Origin of the sequence: Moritella sp. (genome assembly GCF_033791185.1) — a bacterium.
In the GTDB taxonomy this organism is placed as follows: Bacteria; Pseudomonadota; Gammaproteobacteria; order Enterobacterales; family Moritellaceae; genus Moritella.
Genome location: NZ_JASJHF010000025.1, coordinates 1 through 23,170, shown reverse-complemented (window position 1 = coordinate 23,170; position 23,170 = coordinate 1). Strand labels below are relative to the sequence as shown.

The following is a 23,170-nucleotide window of genomic DNA, read 5'->3' as shown; positions in this document are numbered from 1 at the left end:
GTGCAACTTGATAACCTTCCTTATCATCAAATAAAGTACAAGCAATACCTTTACTACCAGCACGGCCAGTACGACCAATACGGTGAACATGTATTTCGCTGTCGTGTGCAACGTTGAAGTTGATTACCGCATCAAGAGATTCAATATCCAGACCACGAGATGCAACGTCAGTAGCAACAAGAACAGAAACGCTCTTCGTTGCAAAACGAACTAGCGCTTGGTCACGATCGCGCTGCTCTAAGTCACCATGCAATGCAATGATGCTAAAGCCAAAGTGGCCTAACTCATCAGCAACATCTTGCACGTGTTTCTTGGTATTACAAAAGATAACCGTTGATTCAGGTTTGTGCTGTAGTAATAAGCCACGTACTGTATCTAAACGTTCACCAAAGTTTTTTACTTTATAGAAATGCTGTTTGATAGAGCTATCGTCATGTGTCGATGCTACTTCAACCATTTCTGGGTTCTTCATTATTTTCGATGCAATTGCTTCAATCTTTTTCGGGAACGTTGCACTGAATAATAATGTTTGACGGTCGCTTGGTGCTTTCTCAACAATTGCGTCAAGTGCATCTTGGAAACCCATTTCCAACATACGGTCAGCTTCATCAAGTACAAAAGTAGTTAGATTATCTAATCGTAACGTGCCTTTCGTTAAGTGATCTAATACGCGACCAGGTGTACCAACAATGATATGTGCGCCGTGTTCTAATGAACCGATTTGTGGGCCAAATGGCATACCACCACACAGAGTTAATACTTTAATGTTATGAATTGCACGTGCTAATTTACGAATTTCTTTCGCTACTTGGTCGGCTAATTCACGGGTAGGACAAAGTACTAACGTTTGAATACGGAAACGTTCAACGTCTAAGCGCTGCAGTAAACCTAAACCAAAAGCAGCTGTTTTACCTGAACCTGTTTTACCTTGACCAATTACATCTTTACCTTCAAGGATCGACGGTAAGCTTTGTGCTTGAATTGGTGTCATTTCGGTATAACCGAGCGTATCCAGGTTAGAGACAAGTTCTGGACGTAAATTTAGAGAAGAAAAATCAGTTTGGCTCACAGGCGTACCTTTAAATGGTTATAGTAGATAAACAAAAAGGGCAAGTTCCGAAGAACATGCCCTTTATACTTAAACGTTTCGATTTATCATCAATTCATTTAAGTAAACAATCTTAGTGACTATTAATTCAAAGAATTAAAGTACTACGATGTTTTCCGCTTGAGGACCTTTTTGGCCATCAGTAACGTTGAATTCAACTTTTTGGTTTTCTAAAAGTGTACGGAAACCGTCACTTTCGATAGCGCTGAAATGTGCGAACACATCAGGGCCGTTTTCTTGTTGAATGAAACCGAAACCTTTAGTTTCGTTAAACCATTTTACTGTACCAGTAATTTTAGACATAATAGTATCCTATTTGTAATATAATTGGCATAAATGCCGGGTGTTGCTGGAAGTGTTACTACTTACTTATGATCAAACAGGACGAGGTACTAAAAAAACTTCGAAATGGAATTCATTCATAAAACTAACCTTAAAGCTGCGGCTGATTATATAGACTTAAGGTTTAGTGTCAACAAGGTTATTCTCAATTCCCACATTAAGTTAACTGTTATTATCTAGTTTGCACTTGAGCAACCTATCATGTACCCTGCAGCACCGCTGTAATACTAAGCACATCAATAGCAACCACATAGATAAAGAGACACTATATGAGTTTTACCGACCTCGGTTTATCCGCACCAATCCTAAAAGCTGTAGCAGAAAAAGGCTACGACACACCATCGGCAATTCAAGCGCAAGCAATACCAGCTGTACTGTCAGGTAGGGATGTAATGGCTGCGGCACAAACAGGAACAGGTAAAACAGCTGGTTTTACTCTACCTATTCTAGAAAAACTAAGCCAAGGTCCACGCCCACGTGCTAATCAAGCACGAACGTTAATCTTAACGCCAACACGTGAATTAGCAGCTCAGATTGCTGAAAACGTTGAGGTATATAGCAAACACTTACGTTTAACATCTACTGTTGTATTTGGTGGCGTTAAAATCAACCCACAAATGGCGCGTTTACGTCGCGGTGTTGATATCTTGGTAGCAACGCCCGGTCGTTTGTTAGATCTATATAATCAAAACGCAATTCGCTTTCATCAATTAGAAATATTGGTATTAGACGAAGCTGACCGTATGCTTGATATGGGCTTCTTACGTGATATTCGTAAAATCCTTGCCGTATTACCACAAAAACGCCAAAATTTATTATTCTCAGCAACTTTCTCTGATGATATTCGTCAGCTTGCGAAAGGTTTGATTAACGATCCTGTTGAAATTTCAGTAACGCCACGTAACGCAGCGGCTAAATCTGTTGAGCAATGGATGCACCCAGTAGATAAGAAGAAAAAACCACTGCTATTAACGCACTTGATTAAAGAGAACGACTGGAAACAAGTATTGGTATTTACCAAAACTAAGCACGGCGCCAACAAATTAACAAAACACTTAGAAGAGCAAGGCATTAATGCTGCAGCGATTCACGGTAACAAGAGTCAAAGTGCACGAACTAAAGCACTAGCGAATTTCAAGTCAGGTGAAGTAAGAGCACTTATTGCAACAGATATTGCCGCACGTGGTATCGATATCGAACAACTACCACAAGTTGTTAACTTCGAATTACCAAACGTACCAGAAGATTATGTACACCGTATTGGCCGTACCGGCCGTGCTGGTGCTGAAGGTACTGCAATCTCTTTAGTTTGTCAGGATGAAATGAAAGAGCTTGTTGCGATTGAGCAGTTAACGCAAAAACACCTTGATCGTGTTGTAGTTGACGGTTTTGCACCTATGGATTCATTCCCTACTACACCGGGCATTCGTCCACCAAAAGCGAAAAAACCAAAGAAAGAGCATCAAGACGGTCAACGTTCAGCTGAAAATTCACGTGGCCACAAACCGGCAAGTAAAAACCGTCGTCACACCGGCCAGCGCACTGCAGCAGCTCCAGCTGCAAACCCATCTGCAAATAAAGGCAACCGTCGTCGCCCTGCAGGTTCAACACCAAAGAGCAGCAGCAACAACGCTTAAGCATTTATCTATAACGAGCGCTTAATGTAATCAAGCGCTTGTCTATAAATGGTTCTGTACGCATTGTCTTTGCTAATAAAAGGCAATGCGCTTATTTCCCTTTCTTTACTAACCACATCGACCTTGCTAATTTAGCGCCGAGCTATTCCATCTACGGCCAATGAATTTACATTTATTTAGTCATTTATCAGTGGTTAACATTATTATTCATGCCCTTATTTGTTAGTATGTTCACTCATCATTAAAGAGCGAAAAGTAAATGAAATTACAACAGATAGATAAAGAGCGTTACCGTAAACACTTAAACATGGCAAGTGTGGTTGCGACTGCCATTTTAATCTTTTTTGCCTTGTTTTATGGTCAAATTTTAATTCACTTTTTTGCCGCTGCTGATGGCAATAACTTTAAGCTCAATGTAGTCGGTGTGATCCTCGGTGTCATCAGTTTGCTAATACTATTTAACCTTGTTCGCCGCCACCCTTATTTAACTGAAGTCATGTATGTATGGGATCTAAAACAAGCGAATAACCAAATTTATCGTAAGCTCCATCACATCAAAGCAGCATTAGCAAACAGCGATAATACCAATATAGATGCGATCACTATCCTGCATTACTATTACGCCGCATCGAAGCAGCAATATAACCTAGATAACAATACATTAACAATAGAAGGCTTGACGGAAGAGATGGCGAAACTCGACAGTCTAATCATTGCAAAGAATTTAACCATTTCCGTTGATGACTACAATCCAGAGCTTTTAAAGCAGTTTTAACTGACATATAAATAAACACTAAAAACAGAAATGGCTATAATTGCGCCTGTTTTTAGAGTGAAACCTCGATAAATCCACCGCAGATTCCATTTTCGGCGCCTTAAGCTAGATTAATTATATAGAAATGAGAAAAAACAGCTTAAATGCTAGCTTATAGCCAGCTAGCTCTTTTTTGTTCCCAAAAAAACGTGATATACTCCGCGCGAATCTTTACATAAATAAATTATAGAGAACATAATGGCAGATTTATCTAAATACAGAAATATCGGTATCTTCGCTCACGTTGATGCTGGTAAAACAACGACAACTGAACGTATTTTAAAACTTACTGGTCAAATTCACAAAACTGGTGAAGTACATGACGGTGAGTCAACTACAGATTTCATGGAACAGGAAGCTGAGCGCGGTATTACTATCCAATCAGCAGCCGTAACTTGCTTCTGGAAAGATCACCGTTTTAACGTAATCGATACTCCTGGACACGTTGACTTCACAGTAGAAGTTTACCGTTCACTTAAAGTACTTGATGGCGGTATCGGTGTATTCTGTGGTTCTGGTGGTGTTGAACCACAATCAGAAACTAACTGGCGTTATGCGAATGACTCAGAAGTTGCGCGTATTATCTTCGTAAATACATTAGACCGTATGGGTGCTGATTTTTATCGCGTTGTTAAGCAAACTCAAGACGTACTAGATGCTAACCCACTAGTGATGGTTCTACCAATCGGTATCGAAGATGATTTCGTTGGTGTTGTTGACCTTCTTACGCGTAAAGCGTACGTTTGGGATGAAACTGGTCTTCCAGAAAACTACGAAATCACAGATGTTCCTGCGGACATGGCTGATAAAGTAGAAGAATACCGTGAAATGCTAATCGAAACTGCTGTAGAGCAAGACGATGACCTAATGGAAGCTTACATGGAAGGTACTGAACCTTCTATTGAAGAAATCAAACGTTGTATCCGTAAAGGTACACGTACAATGGACTTCTTCCCAACTTACTGTGGTTCTGCATTTAAGAACAAAGGTATGCAACTAATTCTTGACGCTGTAGTAGATTACCTACCAAGCCCAACTGACGTTGATCCTCAGCCGCTTACAGATGAAGAAGGCGAACCAACTGGTAAAGTTGCATTCGTTTCTGCTGACGAAACTTTCAAAGCATTAGCATTCAAAATTTCAGATGACCGTTTCGGTGCCCTTACTTTCATCCGTATCTATTCTGGTACGTTGAAAAAAGGTGATACTATTCTTAACGCTGCTACAGGTAAAACTGAGCGTGTTGGTCGTATGTGTGAAATGCAAGCAGATGATCGTAACGAACTAACATCAGCACAAGCTGGTGATATTCTTGCAATCGTAGGCATGAAAGGTAACGTTCAAACTGGTCACACTTTATGTGATCCGAAAGATCCTATCATTCTAGAAGCTATGGTATTCCCTGAACCAGTAATCTCTATCTCTGTTACACCAAAAGATAAAGGTTCTACTGAGAAAATGGGTATTGCGATCGGTAAAATGGTTGCTGAAGATCCAACTTTCAAAGTTGAAACTGACCAAGATTCAGGCGAAACAATCCTTTCAGGTATGGGTGAACTTCACCTAGACATTAAGGTTGATATCCTTAAGCGTACATACGGCGTTGATCTAGTTGTTGGTGCTCCTCAGGTTGCTTACCGTGAAACTATTACTCAAGCAATTGAAGATAGCTACACGCATAAGAAACAATCTGGTGGTAGTGGTCAATTCGGTAAAATTGATTACCGTATCAAGCCAGGCGAACCAGGTACTGGTTTCGTGTTCACATCAACTGTTGTTGGTGGTAACGTACCTAAAGAATTCTTCCCTGCTGTTGAAAAAGGCTTCAAGAGCCTTATGGACACAGGTGTTCTAGCTGGTTTCCCAGTACTAGACGTTGAAATCGAACTATACGATGGTGGCTTCCACGCAGTGGATTCATCAGCAGTAGCATTCGAACTTGCAGCACGTGGCGCATTCCGTCAGTCTATCCCGAAAGCTGGCGCACAGTTAATCGAACCAATCATGAAAGTTGACGTATTCACGCCAGACGATCACGTTGGTGACGTAATTGGTGATCTTAACCGTCGTCGCGGTATGATTGCAGGTCAAGACGCTGGTAACACTGGTGTTCGTATTAAAGCTGACGTACCTCTTTCAGAAATGTTTGGTTACATCGGTTCACTACGTACAATGACATCTGGTCGTGGTCAGTTCTCTATGGAGTTCTCACACTACAACCCTTGTCCAGCTAACGTAGCTGAAGGCGTTATCGCTAAAGTTAAAGAAGACAACGCTAAAAAATAAGTAATTATTTTTAGTTAATCTTCCTAACCCCAGTTATGTAAATAACTGGGGTTATTTTTTACCTGAAAAACAGTAAATACTCACCTTGCCAAATCGCAGACAAAAAAAGCACCAAGACCATGAAGCCTTAGTGCTATGCTTTTTTACTCGCTAATGTTTACTAACTAATGCTTGCTAGTTCACACTAACAACGTATTAAGCATTACTCAAAGTGCCAGTAACCTAAGTTAACCCATTCAATCAGTTGCTGACCAAATGCTTTATCTTTCATTAATACTTCAAGTTCTTTTGCTGACTGCTCAGTGGTATTACATAATGTTTGCACGCTTGCAGCAATACTGGCATCAAAGTCATAACGCTCGCCATCAATGAAACAGCTGGTTGGCATTTCAGGGAAGTACAAGGTCTTTAGACCATTCACTTTACGTAAATAAGATTCCATACCGATTTCATCAACGACGATCGCGTAATCAGCAATGTAACCGCCTTCTGGCGCAACTAAATCTAACTCATGTGCAGATTCACTGTAATGACGGCCAAGGAAGTCATGCATAACGCTTTTATCAGCCATTAATGATGTCATGATATCTGTTAAGCCTTGCACTTCACTTGCTTCGATTGAGCCATGTTCTGCACGCGGTTTTAGGTTTTTATCGCTATAACGAACAAACTCTTTTTCTTGCTGTAATAGGTAATCACCAAAATCGTTTAACAGTTCTTTTTGGTCTTGGGCACGGAAACCAACTGAGTAGTTAATCGCTTCGCCAACAGCATAACCTTCATGCGGTGCATAAGGTGGGATATATAAAATATCGCCTGGTTCTAGTACAGTATCAATCACCGCATCAAACGCTTCACAGTGCTTCAGAGCACCGTTAGCGGCAAACTCTTGTGGATTCATATCCTGAGCACCAACACGCCAATGACGCTTGCCTAAGCCTTGAATAATGAATACACAATAACGGTCAACATGCGGACCTACACCACCGGTATCGGTGCTGTAAGAAACCATCAAATCATCAAAGCGCCAGCTCGGGATAAAGTTAAAGGTATTAGCCAATTCAGCCGAAGGTTCATGCCAATGGTTGATCGCTTGCACTAAGATAGCAGAGCCATCTTGTTCCATACGTTCAAACTCAGTAAAAGGACCGCATTGCGCTTGCCATTTATCTTCTTCACGCCATACCATACGTGATGTGATCTCTTCTTCCATCGCTAAACCAGCAATTTCATCTGGGCTAATTGGATCGACAAAATCCTTGAATCCCGCTTTAATTAGCAGTGGTTTTTTCTGCCAATAATTTTCCATGAAGTCAGCAATATCAAGATTTAATTTATACATAGTCAACCCGCATTAAGTAATCGAAGTAATAGAGCGCGTATCATAGGTATTTTCGCGATAATAGCAACAAAAAAAGCCCTATAGACATTATTGCTACAGGGCTATTTAAATTACTTTTGATTAGAAACAAAAGCTAAGCAGCTTCGGATACATAGACATCAGGAAAATAGGCCGATCTAATCAATTGAGATTTAATGTCATCGTTCAGTAATACATGCAGTTCATACATGATACTAATAATGCCCCCGCGCAAGTCATTCACTTTGGCAGCAAGTTGCGTCGCTGATAAACCATCCGTTGCCAGTGTCGGATTGCTCACGTGTGCATTATCAACCAGTACATTGCATTCTGCCAATTGTGCTGTAAACAGCGCCCAAGATTTGTTATTAATATCTAATGCTTTACCAGCAGTGAATATAGGCACCCATTGGCTGATTCTGTCTTCTAGAGATACGCTCTTATCTTCATTATCAATCACGTCTGCACTATCAACATTGTAGGCTTGAGCTTTAGCGGATAAATATGACGTCAAAGATACGAATAGCTTGGTTATGCACGCAGAGTACGCTGCATAGCCCGCAGCAATGTCGGCCTCGTTAATCGCTACATCACGATATGCCAGCGCAGAGTCAAACTCACCTTGATAATCATTCACATTGAGAATGCCTTCACCACTGATGTAGATCTTGCTATCCATGGTGTTTTCGACAAATGGCACCGTATAATCCCAATTTCGGGAGTCTGAGACTAAACGCTTAAAGGGGTATTGATTCTGCTCGAACCACTGCTCGATGGTTTTATTTTTCAGGCCATCAGTCAAATCACGATTTGAGTGGTCACTATACTTAACCAGATCGAAAATGAGCTTCTTCGCTTGTTTCTCTGCAATGTTCACTCTTACTTTTAACACTAACAACTCCTCGATGCCGTTTAACGCCTTATTAATGACGTGCAGCTTGGTATTTTTGGGCGTTTCATCATAAACATTTTTGTCCGTGTTTAATTTAAAAAACCAGATAACAGATACTAAAAAGCCCCGCGGATATTACATACGTAATGTCCACAGGGCTTGTTAACAGCGTTAGGAAGGTGTTACAACATCAGTAACACTATGAACAAATTAACGACTGAAGTTAAGCGTCACAGAGCGTGCATCACCTTCATTCACTATCACGATATTACTGTTGATATCATCTTCTTTAGTTGTCACATCCGCATCTTGAGACAGCTTAGCGCTGACTTTAATTGATGGGAATTGCGACATTTTCATTTGCGCCATCATTGCATCACTATCAGATAATGAGATAGTTAATGGGAACGTTGGATCCATGATACGTTTCACCGCCAGTGGCGCCTTAGGGCCAGCAGCTGCTTGCACGTAAACATACAAATAACCTTTAAGCTCAGCTTGATCAGCAGTAATGGTGATCGTAACTTGTCCATTATCCATCGGCGCTTCAGTGACTGCAGCTACAGGACGATTATCCGTAGCTGTTTCAGCGATAGCTGGCGCAGAGCCACCTTTTGCTTCAATCTGCTTTCTTGCGTACTCAATACTACCCTGGATCATTTCGATGCGGTCTGGCTGACCAGCCAGTAACGGTAACATACGTTGCCATTGTTCGATTGCACCTAGGTAATCTTGATTTTCTAACGCCATAAACGCAGAAGTCGATAATACTTCGATATCATCAGGTTTATCTTGTTTCAGTTCCATCAATATTTTACGGGCTAAGTTATTTTGTGCTGGATCATCGCTCAGCATTAATGCTTGCGCATAACCCGTCACGATTGATGTGTTCAGCGGAGCTAATTTATAAGCACGCTCCATGGCAATAAATGCAGCATTAGAATCACCCAATGCCACGTTTAAGCGGCCCAGCAATAACCAACCAAATTCATTATCCGGCTCAGCCATCATCTTAGTACTTAATGCCAGTTTAAAGTCAGCGATCTCTTGATCAGTGACTTTATCACCTTCATTCATAACTCGGTTGGTTAGCTCAGGTAAGCGGGCGTAAACGTCTTGCCAATCACTCACTTTTGCACTTGCGCCTAACGTTAAATATACCGATACAGAGAACACAACTAAGAACACCAAACCCGAAATCCAAATTAATGGCGAGTTAGCTTTATTTACTGCGACAGCCTTCTCATCAACAACATCATCTAATAGACCACGTTGCATTTCGTCAATGAATTCTTCGCTATTATCTAATAGACCTTGGTCTTCATCATCCGCTAATTCGCTAACACGACTTTTATACAGGTCTTTGTTTAATTGGTCTCGCGTCCCGCCTGTTAACTTGCTCTCACCTGTAACGGGGATAACAAACGCCAAGGCGGCAACGATCACCAATAAAATACTTACTATCCAAAATAACAACATGCTATTTCTCGCTATCCTTTAGAATTTTGGCCAAACGGTCTTTCTCCGCACTCGTTAACTCATCATCGCTATCTTCATCAGCAACAACGCTACTTTTACGGCGGCTATTGCGAACAATAATGATGCCACCAAATAACACAAATAAACCAGGACCAACCCATAAAATGGCAGTCCCTAATGTTACCGGCGGTTTGTACAGAACAAAGTTGCCAAATCGATCAATCCAGTAAGTGACAATCTGATCTTCATTTTTACCTTCAATAACCATGTTATAAGTTTTTTGACGCATATCTTTGGCAATTGAGGCATTGGAATCTGCAAGGTTATTGTTTTGACATTTAGGGCAACGTAATTCTGCCGTTAATGTTTTAAATAACGCTTCCTGCTCATCAGTCTCAAATTTATATACATCAATCACAGCTGCAACGCTAAAGCTGAGCATTAAAGTCATTAATACGAATAATCTTTTCATTTTAAATCCCTTACTTTAACTGCTCATAAACAGCTTTTAGCTCACCATTCCAATTACGTGGATTGATATCACCCACGTGCTTGAATTGAATAATGCCGTTGCTATCGATGAAGAAGGTTTCAGGTGCGCCATACACACCTAAATCGAGACCTAGCATACCATCAGGATCATAAAGGCTGATCTTATATGGATTATCTAATTCTTCTAACCACCTTAAGGCTTTTGAACGCTCGTCTTTATAGTTCATGCCAACAATGTAAACACCGTCTTCAGCCAGTTCATTTAAGTACTTATGCTCGGCGTAGCATGTTGGGCACCATGTTGCCCATACATTTAACAACATAGGCTTGCCTTTCAACACACTTTTATCGTGTTGCAGTTCAGGTTCAACTAAATCGTTTAATGCAAACTCAGGAACAGGTCGACCAATGAAGGTCGACTCTAAAACGGTCGCGTCACGAAATAAGCCAATGTAAAGGAAAGCAGACACACATAAAAATACAATTAGTGGTACTAGTCGTGTTATTAACTGTTTCTGTTTCTTTTTTTTCACATCATTAGTCATTATCTTTGTCCCAATTATTACGCTTTCGCTTCACGTTTATTCACAAAACGATAACGGCGATCAGATACAGCTAATAAACCACCAATAGACATGACTAAGCCACCCCACCAGATGAAACGAATGAATGGTTCGTAATAGATACGAATAGCCCACGAGTCATCAGCAAGCTGTTCACCAAGTGCAATGTAAAGGTCACGTGTTACGCCCCAATCAATCGCGGCTTCAGTCATTGGCATACTACGCTGTGCAAAATAACTACGTTTTTCAGCTCGCATTTGAGTTTCAAACTTACCGTTTTTGCTGATATTAAATACCGCTTTATAGCCTTCATAGTTAGAGCCATTTGCTTCACCAATACGCTCGAACTCAAATAAGTAATCAGCAAATACCACTTCATCGCCCGGTACCATACGTATATCTTTTTCGATTTTGTAATTCTGAGTTGCAGAAATACCGATCAGCATCATAGCTAGGCCAACGTGACCAAGTACCATAGCCCAATGACTGCGACCCAGTTTAGTCACACCCGAAGCAAAACTATGACGGTGCGTAGCACGAATATACACTTCAATGGAGCTGGTAATGATTACCCAGAACGCTAAAGAAAAACCAATAACAGCAACAATTTTGATCTTATCCGCAAAAATTGCAGGTAGTGCAATCGCCAGTGCAATACTTGCTACAGCACTGGCCGCTAGCTGTATAAACAGTGGACGTAAGTCTTCCTCTTGTTTCTTCCAACGTAATAACGGTGCGACACCCAATGCGATTGCAAACGGGATGATGATATAGAAGAAGATGTTATTAAAGAATGGTACACCGATTGAAATAGAGCCCATACCGAGTTCTTTATGCACTAGCGGTAGTAACGTACCAATTAGTACAACTAATAACGCAGCAATTAATAATACGTTATTCATCAACAAGAATGTTTCTCGAGAGAATAGACCGTATTTACCACGGCTCTTAATCTCTGAACCTTTCACGGCATATAGCAATAATGAACCACCAACAACCGCAATTAAGAACGCGAGAATAAACAGGCCACGAGCCGGATCAGAGGCAAAAGCATGAACTGATACCAAGACACCCGAACGCACTAAAAAAGTACCCAGCAAACTTAAACTAAATGCAGAGATAGAAAGTAAAACTGTCCATGATTTAAATACACCACGTTTTTCACTAACAGCAAGTGAGTGAATCAATGCTGTACCGGCAAGCCAAGGCATAAATGATGAATTTTCTACAGGATCCCAGAACCACCAACCGCCCCAGCCGAGTTCATAATAAGCCCACCAACTACCTAGTGCGATACCTGACGTTAGGAATACCCAAGCAACAAGCGTCCAAGGACGTGACCAACGCGCCCATGCCGAATCAAGGCGACCGGCCATCAAGGCCGCAATAGCAAAAGCAAACGCAACCGAGAAGCCAACATAACCCATATACAGCATCGGAGGATGGAAAATTAAACCAATGTCTTGCAGCAGTGGGTTTAAATCATTACCGTCGAGCGGTAAATAAGGCAAGGTACGATCAAACGGATTAGACGTTAACAAGATAAACAAGTTAAAACCAATCGCGATCATGCCCATTACTGAAAGTACGCGCGCGAGCGCAACTTTTGGAATGCCACGACTAAATATCGCAACAGCTGCAGTCCAAATCGCTAACGTTAAAGACCAAAGCAATAATGACCCTTCATGACCACCCCATACGGCAGAAATTTTATACTGCAGCGGTAATAATGAATTGGAATTAGTAGCAATATAACCAATTGAAAAATCATCAATCGCAAATGAATAAGCTAATACCGCAAATGAAAGACTCATTAACAGGAATTGCATAATGGCTAATGGTTTAGCACTATTAATCATACCAGGATGATTAATCTTCGCGCCGATAAGTGGATAAATTGCCAGCAAGAACGACAACGCCGTTGCGACAATTAAACTAAAATGTCCAATCTCAGGGATCATTATAAACTACCTTATTTGATTTCGTTTCCGTATTCTGGTTTCATATGCTTAATACCTTTAATTGCTTCCGCAACTTCCGGTGGCATATATTCTTCGTCATGTTTCGCCAGCACTTCAGATGCGCTAATAACATTAGCTGACTTTAATACACCCTGCGCAACAATACCTTGTCCTTCGCGGAATAAATCCGGCAAGATACCTTCGTATTCCAGTGTAACTAAACCGCCGTTGTCATCACTTAATACAAAGCTAACTTTAAGATCGTCCAAATTACGTTTCACTGTGCCAGGCATAACCAAACCACCAATACGTAAACGCTGACCAATTTCAGGTTTAACCTTATCCTTACCCAAACCTTCAACAAGCTGGCTTGGTGTATAGAATAAATCAATGTTCTGTTTCAATGCATAAAGGACCAGGCCAGTAACACTGCCTAAACCAAGGATAATGACGAGCGCAATAGATAAGCGTTTTTTACGTCTTGGGGTCATAGAGTATTCTCCATTTTTTCAGCAGCGCGCATACGTTGAATACGCTGATGCTTATTTTTAATTTCGTTAATAATTTGGCGACGTTTGACAATAGTCGCAATCGTTAATGAGCCTAATGTCAGCACACTAAAAGCCACTGCAAGCCAGACATAAAAACCATAACCACCCATTGCTAAGAAAGCAGAAAAGCTATCAAACTGCATGTTACTTGTCCTCGATAAATAATTTTTTCACCCAAGGTCTGTGCGACTCACGGGTAATTAACTCATTTCTAAAGCGCATCAAGGTCAACGTACCAAACAGTAAACCGAAGCCTAATAAGTTAATCAGTAATGGCCATAACATATCGGTATCCATTGATGGTTTATCGAATTTACTGATAGTGGCTTTTTGATGAAGCGTGTTCCACCATTCCACAGAATAGTGAATGATAGGTAAATTAATCACCCCCACTAAAGCAAGAATACCGGCAGCACGACCCGCTAATAATTTGTCGCTAAACGCGCCATAGATAGCAATAACACCAAGGTATAAAAATAGTAGGATAAGTTCCGATGTTAAACGAGCATCCCATACCCACCAAGCACCCCACATAGGTTTACCCCATACGGCACCGGTAAATAATGCTATTGCTGTAAATACTGCGCCAATCGGCGCTATTGCTGCGACAGCCATATCCGCCATTTTTAATTGCCAGACCAAACCAATGAAAGCTGCAATAGCCATACTCAGGTATGCCCCCATAGAGAGAGATGCAGCAGGTACATGTAGATAGATAATACGGAAACTATCACCCTGTTGATAATCAGCGGGCGCGAATACAAAACCCCAAACCATGCCGATTGTCAGTGAGATAGCACTAAATAGTGCAAACCAAGGCAGCATTTTACCGGCTAGGTTATAACTTTTTTCTGGTTTTGCATAAGGATGGAGCCATTTCCACATATTAAACTCTCTACAATAATAACGGCTCAATTATATGAACCTAAACAATGATTGAAACTAACTTTACTTATCTTTAACAAACAGTTTAACTCAAGCTAACACGTAATGACGCAGCAATTGCAAACGGTGATAAAGTAACCGATGCCGCCAACATCGCACCTAAAATCGCCACGGGGCCAGCATATGAGACGCCAAAACTCGCGGCATCAATGGCACTCGTCGCAAAGATCAATACCGGGATAAATAACGGCAAGATTAGCAAGCTAAGCAGTACGCCACCTTTACGTAAACCAACGGTCAAAGCCACACCAATAGCCCCCACAAAACTAAGTACCGGGGTACCCAGTAATAAGGTGATAAAAGTCGCCATGAAAGTATTCGCATCTAATGATAAAAATACCGCTAACAAAGGTGAAACCAATAAAATAGGTAGGCCTGTCAATAACCAATGCGCAACGACTTTAGCCGTGACAATAACGCCTAAGGGTGTGGTTGTTAACATGAGTTGTTCTAACGAACCATCTAAGAAATCATCGCGAAATAAACGTTCCATCGACAACAATGCCGATAATAGTGCCGCAACCCAGATAACCCCAGGCGCAATACGCAATAGCAGGTTGGGCTCAGGCCCGATCCCTAATGGAAACAGTGTTATCACGATAATAAAAAACCACAGCGGGTTTAAAATATCTGATTTACGACGAAAAGCAGTGAGCAATTCACGTCTTATCACCTGTATAAAAACAGCAAACATATTAATACTCAATCAAATGATGACGGGTTAAGGTGATTTTTCGTAAGCGTCCCGCAGAAAATTGCAGATCTTGATGGGTGGTCAAGATAACGCTACCGCCTTTATCTGCATGGGCTAAAAATAAATTCTCTAATACTTTTACGCCATTTTTATCAATCGCAGTGAAAGGTTCATCGAGGATCCAGAGTTTCTTATCAGACAACCATAAACGTGCTAAAGCGATACGACGTTGCTGTCCAGCAGAAAGGTGACAAGCTAATTGGTCTTCGTAGCCTGCAAGACCGACTTGTGCCAAAGCGTCCCAAATTTTATCTTTGGCAACAGCTTCATGCATAGCATGATAGAAAAAAAGGTTTTCAAAGGCGGTCAATTCTGCTTTAACACCGGGTAAATGGCCGAGGTAGAGCAGATCTTGATGATAACGTTCACGATCGTCTAAGGTATTAGTTTGCTGCCAAAGAATATGGCCATCATCTGGTGATGAGAGTCCGGCTAATAAACGTAGTAAGCTTGTTTTACCAACGCCATTGGGGCCTTCAACTTGAATAAGCTCACCTGCAGATACGGTGAAGCAAAGTTCAGAAAACAACACGGTATCTTCACGTACACAGCTTAAATTAACAACGTCTAGCATATTTTTTCATTCTTCCAGCATCAAACTGTAAGAATGTTAACATATTCCAGCTTTAAGCATAATTAAGTAACATCAAATAACCGCACTATATGGGGAATAATACTATTTTTTATGGAAATTTAGTAATAATTCTGCTTCTGCACGTGGTAGTTCGCACTCACGCATAATTTCTTCAAGACTAGCACCGAGCTCAACTAGCTTCACTGCGCGTGTATAAAAACGACTGTCAGGGTCTTGCTGTTGTTGATCCTGTGCTGTCATCTCTTCTTTCATTTCATCTTGCTGGTATTTCGTTTGTTGTAATTCCGACGCGACACCTTGAATTGCGCCACCTAAATTAACATTTGACGTACTAAGCTCAATGATGCGCTTTTGCAATGAGTCTCTTGATTTAGATAAGTCTTTGAGCAGTAAACTATGTGTTGCCTGCAGTTTAGTCAATTTACGGAATAATACAACGCAACCAATAACGGCAGCAACCGCGACAGTCAGTCCTGTACCAGACAAAATCAAAGCAAGCATATTAAGTCCTTCAATAAAATAGCAATTAAAAAAGCACTGTAACAATCATTACAGTGCTTTTCTAGATAGAAATGAGGATTAAGCTTATAAACCGCTTAGCTCATCCCATTCTTCATCACTTAAAAACTTGTTCAAATCAACAAGAATAAGTAGTTCGCCGTCACGGTTTGATACACCCTGAATGAACTTAGCACTTTCGTCAGTACCTACATTCGGTGCCATATCAATTTCTGAAGAACGTAAATAAACCACTTCCGCAACACCGTCAACTAAGATACCAATCACTTGTTTTTCAGCTTCGATGATAACAATTCTTGAGTTTTCACTTACTTCTGATGGCATCAAACCAAAACGAACACGTGTATCAATCACAGTGACAACATTACCACGTAAATTAATAATACCAATTACGTAGTCTGGTGCACCTGGTACTGGAGCAATTTCGGTATAACGCAGTACTTCTTGTACTTGCATTACATTAATACCATAAATTTCATTCTCTAATTTGAATGTAACCCATTGTAGTACTTCATCTTCAGCTACATTTTCCACTAGGTTTCGAGACTGACTCATGTTTTTTTTCCTCTACTATTGCCCATGAATATTGATGCCATTATCCAGCAATTTAATCATTTCGGTTACGTGTAATAATACGCACATGCGTGATTTAACCATGCCAGCTAACCAAGGTCGACTACCAGGTGTATTACGCCATTTAATATCATTACTATTTAAAGTTTCAGTACCGTGCAGACTTTCGCAGCCTAGTACCCAATTCGAATCACTCAGTTGGATCTGATATTTATAAGCTATCTCGCCCATATTCTGCTCAGGCATAACCCACTGCGCGGTATCTACAACACTCAATTTTTGCTCACGGTGTTGCATTATGCCTAAAAACCAATCCGGTTTACCAAATAAGCGGTTCACCGTTTCGATTTGATGAATACCACCTAGCTCCGTCAAAGGTACCGCAAAAATAACCCCTGCGACCTCAAAAAACAGTGCTTGGAAGCGTTCTTCTAATTCAACATTTTGCCATTGTGCTGCAGGTTCAGATGCCTCCAACTCTAAATCAGGTTTGTTTTCAACCTCAGTAATGCTAACCGCTGCCGGTTCGAGTGTTATTCTCGCGTCAGTGACGTTCTCACTTTCAACTTCAATTGCGATTTCAATCTCAGCACTTGGGGCTGGCGATGTCATCACAGCGTTGGCATTATCTAAGACAGATAAATCGATATCCGCTATGTCGATGTCGATCACAGATCCTAATAAATGATCTAAATCGGTTAATGAACCCGAACCATCTGGCTCTGGTATTTTAAACTCACTCTGTATTGGCACCACTGTATCAGTCAATACAGGCTTTAGCTTTGTTTCTAATGCTGCTGTTAATTCCGCCTTAGGAACGATCGTTTTATTCACATCAAGTACTACTGTCTGTGATTCTTCAATAACAGGCACAGTTAACATAGATGTAAAATAATCATCTAACGCAGAATGCTTTGTCTGGTTATCCATACATTCGGTCCTGTTGTTTTATCTCTGCCAACAAGTCTTGTAATAGCGCACCATATGCAGCGACACCTCGGCTACTGCGAGAATACATCGATGGGGGTAAATGTTTTAAACTGGCATTTCTAAATTGCGTATCCACAGGAATAACAGCGCGCCAAACATTCTGGCTATAGTTTTGTTGTAATGTCTGCAATGATACCAGCGATGCTTTCGTTCGGCGGTCAAACATAGTTGGGATCACGGTATATTGAAATTGGTTGGCACAACTACGCTGCATAATTTCAAAGGTTTTAACCATACGGTCTAAGCCTTTCAATGCTAAAAACTCAGTTTGCACGGGCACTAAAATACGATCACTACTTGCTAATGCATTAACCATCATTACCCCTAAAACGGGGGGACAATCGATGATGACAAAATCATAATCATCTGCAACTAACGTGATGATGTTTTTGAGAATAAGTCCCATACCATCACGATGCCCTAAAGTTCTATCTAACGTCGCCAGCGCCATCGTGGCGGGTAATAAATTAATACCGTTATAAGGCGTTTCTATAGTCGCATTATGAATCAATTCTGTATCAAGCGTTGGGGTAACAAAAAGATCAAACAAACCGACCGTTAAATCATCACTGTCATAATTCAAGTAACTGGTTAATGATGCATGAGGGTCTGTATCAATTAATAATACCCGCTGTCCTTGCTCCGCCAGTAAACCTGCCAGAGTAATTGCAGTGGTTGTTTTCCCCACCCCACCTTTTTGATTAGCAACAGTCCAAACGTTCAACTTTACCCTACCTTGTCTGCATGTCGTTACCGACAGCCGACTTCAATATTAATGCGCTCTGCGATTTGTGCTAGATTAATTTGTTCATCCGCTAATCCAGCGTTCACAATTGCTTGTGGCATACCATATACAACACAAGATTGTGCATCTTGCGCCCATACTGTACTGCCTTTGTGTTTAAGTAATTTAGCACCATCTCGACCATCGGCACCCATGCCAGTTAATACTATTGCGAGTACTTTATCGCGATATGACTGAGCTGCAGAACCAAACGCAATATCGACACTCGGTTTATAATTAATCCCATCGGGACTTTCAATCACTTTTAAGCTTAAACCACCGGCTTTACTTTCAATGAGAACTTGCTTACCACCGGGGGCTAAATAAGCCACTCCGGGCTGTAAACGATCGCCGTGCTGAGCTTCCTTCACCGTAATTTGGCATAAGGTATTCAGCCGTGCAGCAAATGCCGAAGTAAACGTCGACGGCATATGTTGAATTAACAAAATAGGTAACGGGAAGTCACGGCGTAAAGGTGTTAATACCTTCTGTAATGCGACAGGGCCACCGGTCGAAGATCCAATCGCCAACAAGCCATATTTTTTACCTGATGCGCGTTTTACCATGCGCTTTGCTACCGGTAAAGTACGCGGTTCAGACACTGTATGTTCTGAATGAGTCACTTGGCGAGTATCCAAAGAACTCGTGGTATTTAATCGACTTGCATCGCTATTATGGCGCTGAAGAGTCGTTGCATGAAGACGGTTATCAGATGCTACTGCAGCGCTACGAGCAGCATAATTAGTCGTTACATTATGTTTTGATGGCGTAGCCACTGATGCCGCTAAAGTACTACGTGGCGTTCTCAAAAAACTGCGACGTTTACTGATCTCTTTAATATTTTGCTGTAGTAATTTAACCGCTTCTGCTTTGTCTTTGGCTATATCTTCAAACTTCTTGGGTAAGAAGTTAGCGGCACCCGCTTCTAAGGCCTCGAGTGTTGATTTAGCACCTTGATGCGTCAATGACGAAAACATTAAAATGGGAATCGGGTTATCTTTCATGATCGCTTTAACAGCAGAAATACCATCAAGTACCGGCATTTCAATATCCATGGTGATCACATCAGGACGTAATGACTTTGCTTTAGTGATAGCCTCTTCACCATTTTTAGCAGTATCAATAACTTCCATTTCTGGATCTGCATTAATTATTTCACTTACTCTACGTCTAAAAAAACTAGAGTCATCAACGACTAAAACCTTTATTTTCATCTAATCTATCTACTTCAATGTGTCTACGTCAATGTAAAAGCACACAGGGGCGAACCCCTGCATCAACAAATTAGCGTTTTGCATAATGATTTAAGAGACTTGGAATATCCAAAATCAGAGCGATACCACCATCACTGGTAATTGTTGCCCCAGCCATACCTGGCGTACCTTGTAATAAGTTGTCTAACGCTTTAATGACAACTTCTTCTTGACCAATCAGACTGTCAACAACAAAACCGACTTGCTTAAGACCTAACTGGACTATAACCACGTGCCCTAGGCCACGTTCATTACGTGCGCCGGCTTGTGGATCCATTTTAGTCAACCAATCATGTAGATAGAATAACGGTATCGCTTTCTCTCGGACAATGATCGTCAGTTGGTTATCTACAATGTGAGTTTTATTTAAATCAAGATGGAATATTTCATTCACACTTGTTAGTGGCAATGCAAAGATCTGCTTACCAACTTCAACCATCAATGTCGGTAAAATCGCTAATGTTAGCGGCACCTTAATGATAATCGTAGTACCCGTACCTAATTTTGAATCAATCGCAATGGTGCCATTAAGCTTACTAATACCGGTCTTAACAACATCCATACCCACACCACGACCTGAAATATCAGAGATTTGATCTTTGGTTGAGAAGCCCGGTGCAAAAATAAGATTGTATGCTTCATTATCAGTAATTCTTGACGCAGTATCAGCATCAAGAACACCACGGTCAATCGCAATTTGTTTTAATCGTTCAGCATCCATACCGGCGCCATCATCAACGATTTGTAAACTAATATGATCACCTTCTTGGGATGCCGATAAGGTAATATTACCTTGGCGAGATTTGCCATTTTGCTGACGTACATCGGGCATTTCAATACCGTGATCCACCGAGTTTCTCACTAAGTGAACCAGTGGATCAGCAAGTGCTTCCACTAAATTTTTATCTAAATCTGTCTCTTCACCAACCAATTCAAGGTTAATGTCTTTGGATAAGCTACGGGCTAAATCACGTACAACACGTGGGAAACGACCAAACACTTTTTTGATTGGTTGCATACGTGTTTTCATTACAGCGCCTTGCAAGTCGGCTGTAACCACATCAAGATTAGACACAGCTTTGGTCATGTCTTCATCATTCGTTGAAATGCCCAAGCTCACTAAACGGTTACGAACAAGGACTAACTCGCCCACCATATTCATAATTTCATCAAGGGTCCGAGTATCAACTCGCACTGTTGATTCAGCTTGTGGTTTGGCTTTTTTATCTACTTTCGCTGGTGACTCGGTAGCTTTAGCTTGCGCAACTGGCGCTGCTTTTACAGCAGGAGCATCAGGTGTTGCAACAGCGGCTGTCACTTTAGGCTCGGGTTGAGGCGCGACAACAGGTGCATTAACCACATTTTTTATCGTCGCTGCAGCACTGGGGGCATTACCTTTGCCATATAACTCATCAAGTAAGTTTTCGAAATCATCATCATTGATATCACCACTGCCCGATACGACAGGGGTTACCGTGACAGGTGCAGCTGCTGAGACGACAGAGGCTGAACTGGCATGCTGGCCAACACCGTGTAGCTCATCAAGCAACTTCTCAAATTCATCATCCGTAAAGTCTGAATTTGAGCTAACAGGCGCTATCACTGGTGCCGCTTTACTTGCTTGAGCATTAGCTACTGTAGGGGTTCCACCTTTACCGTGTAACTCATCCAGTAACTGTTCAAATTCAAGCTCTGACATACCATCAATGTCAGTACCACTATTAGCTGTAACAGGAAGTATAGGTGCGGGATTTTGTGCAACGACAACAGGTTCAGTCACTGCTGCTGGCGCTGATTCAGGTTGAGTAAGCAAATGTAGTTGATGAATTAATGCCGCATCTGCAGCAACCAATGGCTCTCTTTGTTGAATCAATACAAACATTTCGTTTACACAATCCAATGATTTAAGAATCACATCCATCAGTTCTGGTGTTACTGCTCTCAAGCCGTTACGTAGGCTATCGAATACATTTTCTGCACCGTGGCAAATATCAACTAATTCTGATAATGCTAAAAACCCAGCGCCACCTTTAACGGTATGGAAGCCCCTAAAGATTGCATTCAACAATTCTGAGTCTTCTGGGCTTTTTTCTAAATCAACCAGTTGTTCAGAGAGTTGCTCTAGAATTTCAGATGCTTCAATCAGGAAGTCCTGTAGAATATCTTCATCAACTTCAAAGCTCATCAATATCTTCCTTAAAATCCTAAACTTGATAATAAATCATCAACATCATTTTGGCCGTCTACCACATCAATACGTTCATTCGCATTCATGATCGGACCTTCCGCCTCAATACCAGTTATTTCTTTAGCAGATTCTGCTGCTTTATTTAATGGTTTTGCGGCTTCACCAAACATAGTCAACATTTCAACTAATTTAACTTCAACTTCTTGCACTAAATTAATAACGCGACGGATCATCTGACCAGTCAAATCTTGGAAATCTTGTGCCATTAGAATTTCAGTTAAGTACTGTCTTAGACTATCGGCATCAGAGACTGAAACTTGAAGAAAATCATCCAATAGTTTACAAAGTTCTTTAAATTGACCAAGTTGTAAATCGCGATTCATCAAGTTCTTCCAATTTGGCATAACTTGTTGGATACGATCATTGAAACTATCAGCAATTGGCAAGCAAGCTTCCACGGCATCCATGGTTCGGTTTGCTGCTTTATCCGTCATTTCGATAACGTAGTTTAAACGCTCTCGCGCATCAGGAAATTCATCGTTAGCCAAACTCTCGATACGCGTATCTAACTGAAAATCTTCTAATGAATCATGCAATTGACGAGTTAACACACCTACTTTTTCAAACAGTGCATCTGAATTTTTATTTTGAATATCAGTAATTATTTCATTCGCCATTTCGATTTGACCACACTCTAACAGTGTCACCAATTCTTTAGCTTTTTCTAATGAAATCAACGATTCTTGTTGTTCACTCATGCGCATCCTTGCTTATTGAATTCGTTCGAAAATCTTCTCTAATTTTTCTTTCAACGTAGCAGCCGTAAAAGGTTTGATAATATAACCATTTACACCTGATTGCGCCGCTTCAATAATTTGTTCACGTTTCGCTTCAGCGGTTACCATCAGTACTGGAATGTGGCAAAGCGCTTGATCCTTACGGATCTCTTTGAGCAAATCAATACCTTGCATGCCTGGCATATTCCAGTCAGTCACCACAAAATCATAATCGCCATTTTTAAGCATAGGTAACGCGGTATTACCGTCATCAGCTTCATAGGTATTGCTAAAGCCAAGATCGCGCA

The 23,170-nt window shown here is 41.1% G+C and carries 24 protein-coding genes; 3 read left to right on the top strand and 21 right to left on the bottom strand.

Features of this window, described 5'->3' with window-relative positions:
- The coding region (gene dbpA, locus QNK26_RS01745; RefSeq protein WP_319220537.1) for an ATP-dependent RNA helicase DbpA at nucleotides 1-1,069 on the bottom strand (1,069 nt) is incomplete at its 3' end.
- Between the two features lie 135 nt (nucleotides 1,070-1,204).
- Nucleotides 1,205-1,411: a cold-shock protein gene (locus tag QNK26_RS01740; RefSeq protein WP_006030772.1), complete on the bottom strand. Its 207-nt coding sequence runs from the start codon at nucleotides 1,409-1,411 to the stop codon at nucleotides 1,205-1,207.
- Between the two features lie 308 nt (nucleotides 1,412-1,719).
- Between QNK26_RS01740 and QNK26_RS01735 the strand changes: the two genes are divergently transcribed.
- From QNK26_RS01735 to fusA, 3 genes are all read left to right on the top strand, one after another.
- The gene (locus QNK26_RS01735; RefSeq protein WP_319220536.1) at nucleotides 1,720-3,087 is read left to right on the top strand and encodes a DEAD/DEAH box helicase; all 1,368 of its coding nucleotides are present in this window, start codon (nucleotides 1,720-1,722) and stop codon (nucleotides 3,085-3,087) included.
- A gap of 259 nt (nucleotides 3,088-3,346) precedes the next feature.
- Entirely contained in the window at nucleotides 3,347-3,862 is a 516-nt protein-coding gene (locus QNK26_RS01730) for a DUF3087 family protein (RefSeq protein ID WP_319220535.1), read from the top strand.
- A 237-nt stretch (nucleotides 3,863-4,099) separates the two neighbouring features.
- Nucleotides 4,100-6,187: an elongation factor G gene (fusA, locus tag QNK26_RS01725; protein WP_319220534.1), complete on the top strand. Its 2,088-nt coding sequence runs from the start codon at nucleotides 4,100-4,102 to the stop codon at nucleotides 6,185-6,187.
- A gap of 202 nt (nucleotides 6,188-6,389) precedes the next feature.
- Here the strand turns inward: fusA and QNK26_RS01720 are convergent, their stop codons facing one another.
- The 19 genes from QNK26_RS01720 to QNK26_RS01630 all read right to left on the bottom strand — a co-directional run.
- Nucleotides 6,390-7,529, bottom strand: coding sequence for a cupin domain-containing protein (locus tag QNK26_RS01720; protein ID WP_319220533.1), 1,140 nt, complete (start codon nucleotides 7,527-7,529; stop codon nucleotides 6,390-6,392).
- 133 nt (nucleotides 7,530-7,662) lie between these two features.
- Nucleotides 7,663-8,439: a hypothetical protein gene (locus tag QNK26_RS01715; protein ID WP_319220532.1), complete on the bottom strand. Its 777-nt coding sequence runs from the start codon at nucleotides 8,437-8,439 to the stop codon at nucleotides 7,663-7,665.
- A gap of 210 nt (nucleotides 8,440-8,649) precedes the next feature.
- The gene (gene ccmI, locus QNK26_RS01710) at nucleotides 8,650-9,918 is read right to left on the bottom strand and encodes a c-type cytochrome biogenesis protein CcmI (RefSeq protein ID WP_319220531.1); all 1,269 of its coding nucleotides are present in this window, start codon (nucleotides 9,916-9,918) and stop codon (nucleotides 8,650-8,652) included.
- A 1-nt stretch (nucleotide 9,919) separates the two neighbouring features.
- Nucleotides 9,920-10,390, bottom strand: coding sequence for a cytochrome c-type biogenesis protein (locus QNK26_RS01705; RefSeq protein ID WP_319220530.1), 471 nt, complete (start codon nucleotides 10,388-10,390; stop codon nucleotides 9,920-9,922).
- A gap of 10 nt (nucleotides 10,391-10,400) precedes the next feature.
- Nucleotides 10,401-10,955: a DsbE family thiol:disulfide interchange protein gene (locus QNK26_RS01700; protein ID WP_319220529.1), complete on the bottom strand. Its 555-nt coding sequence runs from the start codon at nucleotides 10,953-10,955 to the stop codon at nucleotides 10,401-10,403.
- 17 nt (nucleotides 10,956-10,972) lie between these two features.
- Complete coding sequence (locus QNK26_RS01695) at nucleotides 10,973-12,934, bottom strand: heme lyase CcmF/NrfE family subunit (protein ID WP_319220528.1); 1,962 nt, start codon at nucleotides 12,932-12,934, stop codon at nucleotides 10,973-10,975.
- Between the two features lie 11 nt (nucleotides 12,935-12,945).
- A complete protein-coding gene (ccmE, locus tag QNK26_RS01690; protein WP_319220527.1) occupies nucleotides 12,946-13,425 on the bottom strand; it encodes a cytochrome c maturation protein CcmE in 480 nt (159 codons plus the stop codon).
- Nucleotides 13,422-13,628: a heme exporter protein CcmD gene (ccmD, locus tag QNK26_RS01685; RefSeq protein WP_319220526.1), complete on the bottom strand. Its 207-nt coding sequence runs from the start codon at nucleotides 13,626-13,628 to the stop codon at nucleotides 13,422-13,424. Before ccmD ends, ccmE begins: the two co-directional genes overlap by 4 nt.
- Before the next feature lies 1 nt (nucleotide 13,629).
- Complete coding sequence (locus tag QNK26_RS01680) at nucleotides 13,630-14,370, bottom strand: heme ABC transporter permease (RefSeq protein ID WP_319220525.1); 741 nt, start codon at nucleotides 14,368-14,370, stop codon at nucleotides 13,630-13,632.
- 85 nt (nucleotides 14,371-14,455) lie between these two features.
- Entirely contained in the window at nucleotides 14,456-15,124 is a 669-nt protein-coding gene (gene ccmB, locus QNK26_RS01675; protein ID WP_319220524.1) for a heme exporter protein CcmB, read from the bottom strand.
- A gap of 1 nt (nucleotide 15,125) precedes the next feature.
- Entirely contained in the window at nucleotides 15,126-15,758 is a 633-nt protein-coding gene (gene ccmA / locus QNK26_RS01670; RefSeq protein ID WP_319220523.1) for a cytochrome c biogenesis heme-transporting ATPase CcmA, read from the bottom strand.
- Between the two features lie 102 nt (nucleotides 15,759-15,860).
- On the bottom strand, nucleotides 15,861-16,280 hold the full coding sequence (locus QNK26_RS01665; protein WP_319220522.1) for a DUF2802 domain-containing protein: 420 nt from the start codon (nucleotides 16,278-16,280) through the stop codon (nucleotides 15,861-15,863).
- An 84-nt stretch (nucleotides 16,281-16,364) separates the two neighbouring features.
- Nucleotides 16,365-16,853: a chemotaxis protein CheW gene (locus QNK26_RS01660; RefSeq protein ID WP_319220521.1), complete on the bottom strand. Its 489-nt coding sequence runs from the start codon at nucleotides 16,851-16,853 to the stop codon at nucleotides 16,365-16,367.
- Between the two features lie 15 nt (nucleotides 16,854-16,868).
- A complete protein-coding gene (locus QNK26_RS01655; protein ID WP_319220520.1) occupies nucleotides 16,869-17,801 on the bottom strand; it encodes a chemotaxis protein CheW in 933 nt (310 codons plus the stop codon).
- On the bottom strand, nucleotides 17,794-18,585 hold the full coding sequence (locus QNK26_RS01650; protein ID WP_319220519.1) for a ParA family protein: 792 nt from the start codon (nucleotides 18,583-18,585) through the stop codon (nucleotides 17,794-17,796). Before QNK26_RS01650 ends, QNK26_RS01655 begins: the two co-directional genes overlap by 8 nt.
- Nucleotides 18,586-18,611: 26 nt before the next feature.
- Nucleotides 18,612-19,859 (bottom strand): chemotaxis response regulator protein-glutamate methylesterase, encoded by a 1,248-nt coding sequence (locus QNK26_RS01645; RefSeq protein WP_319220518.1) that lies wholly within the window; start codon nucleotides 19,857-19,859, stop codon nucleotides 18,612-18,614.
- 70 nt (nucleotides 19,860-19,929) lie between these two features.
- The gene (locus QNK26_RS01640; RefSeq protein ID WP_319220517.1) at nucleotides 19,930-22,083 is read right to left on the bottom strand and encodes a chemotaxis protein CheA; all 2,154 of its coding nucleotides are present in this window, start codon (nucleotides 22,081-22,083) and stop codon (nucleotides 19,930-19,932) included.
- Nucleotides 22,084-22,094: 11 nt separating this feature from the next.
- Nucleotides 22,095-22,844, bottom strand: a complete 750-nt coding sequence (locus QNK26_RS01635; RefSeq protein ID WP_319220516.1) for a protein phosphatase CheZ — start codon at nucleotides 22,842-22,844, stop codon at nucleotides 22,095-22,097.
- Nucleotides 22,845-22,856: 12 nt separating this feature from the next.
- Nucleotides 22,857-23,170 (bottom strand): response regulator (locus QNK26_RS01630; protein WP_319220515.1); only part of this gene is annotated, 314 nt, incomplete at its 5' end.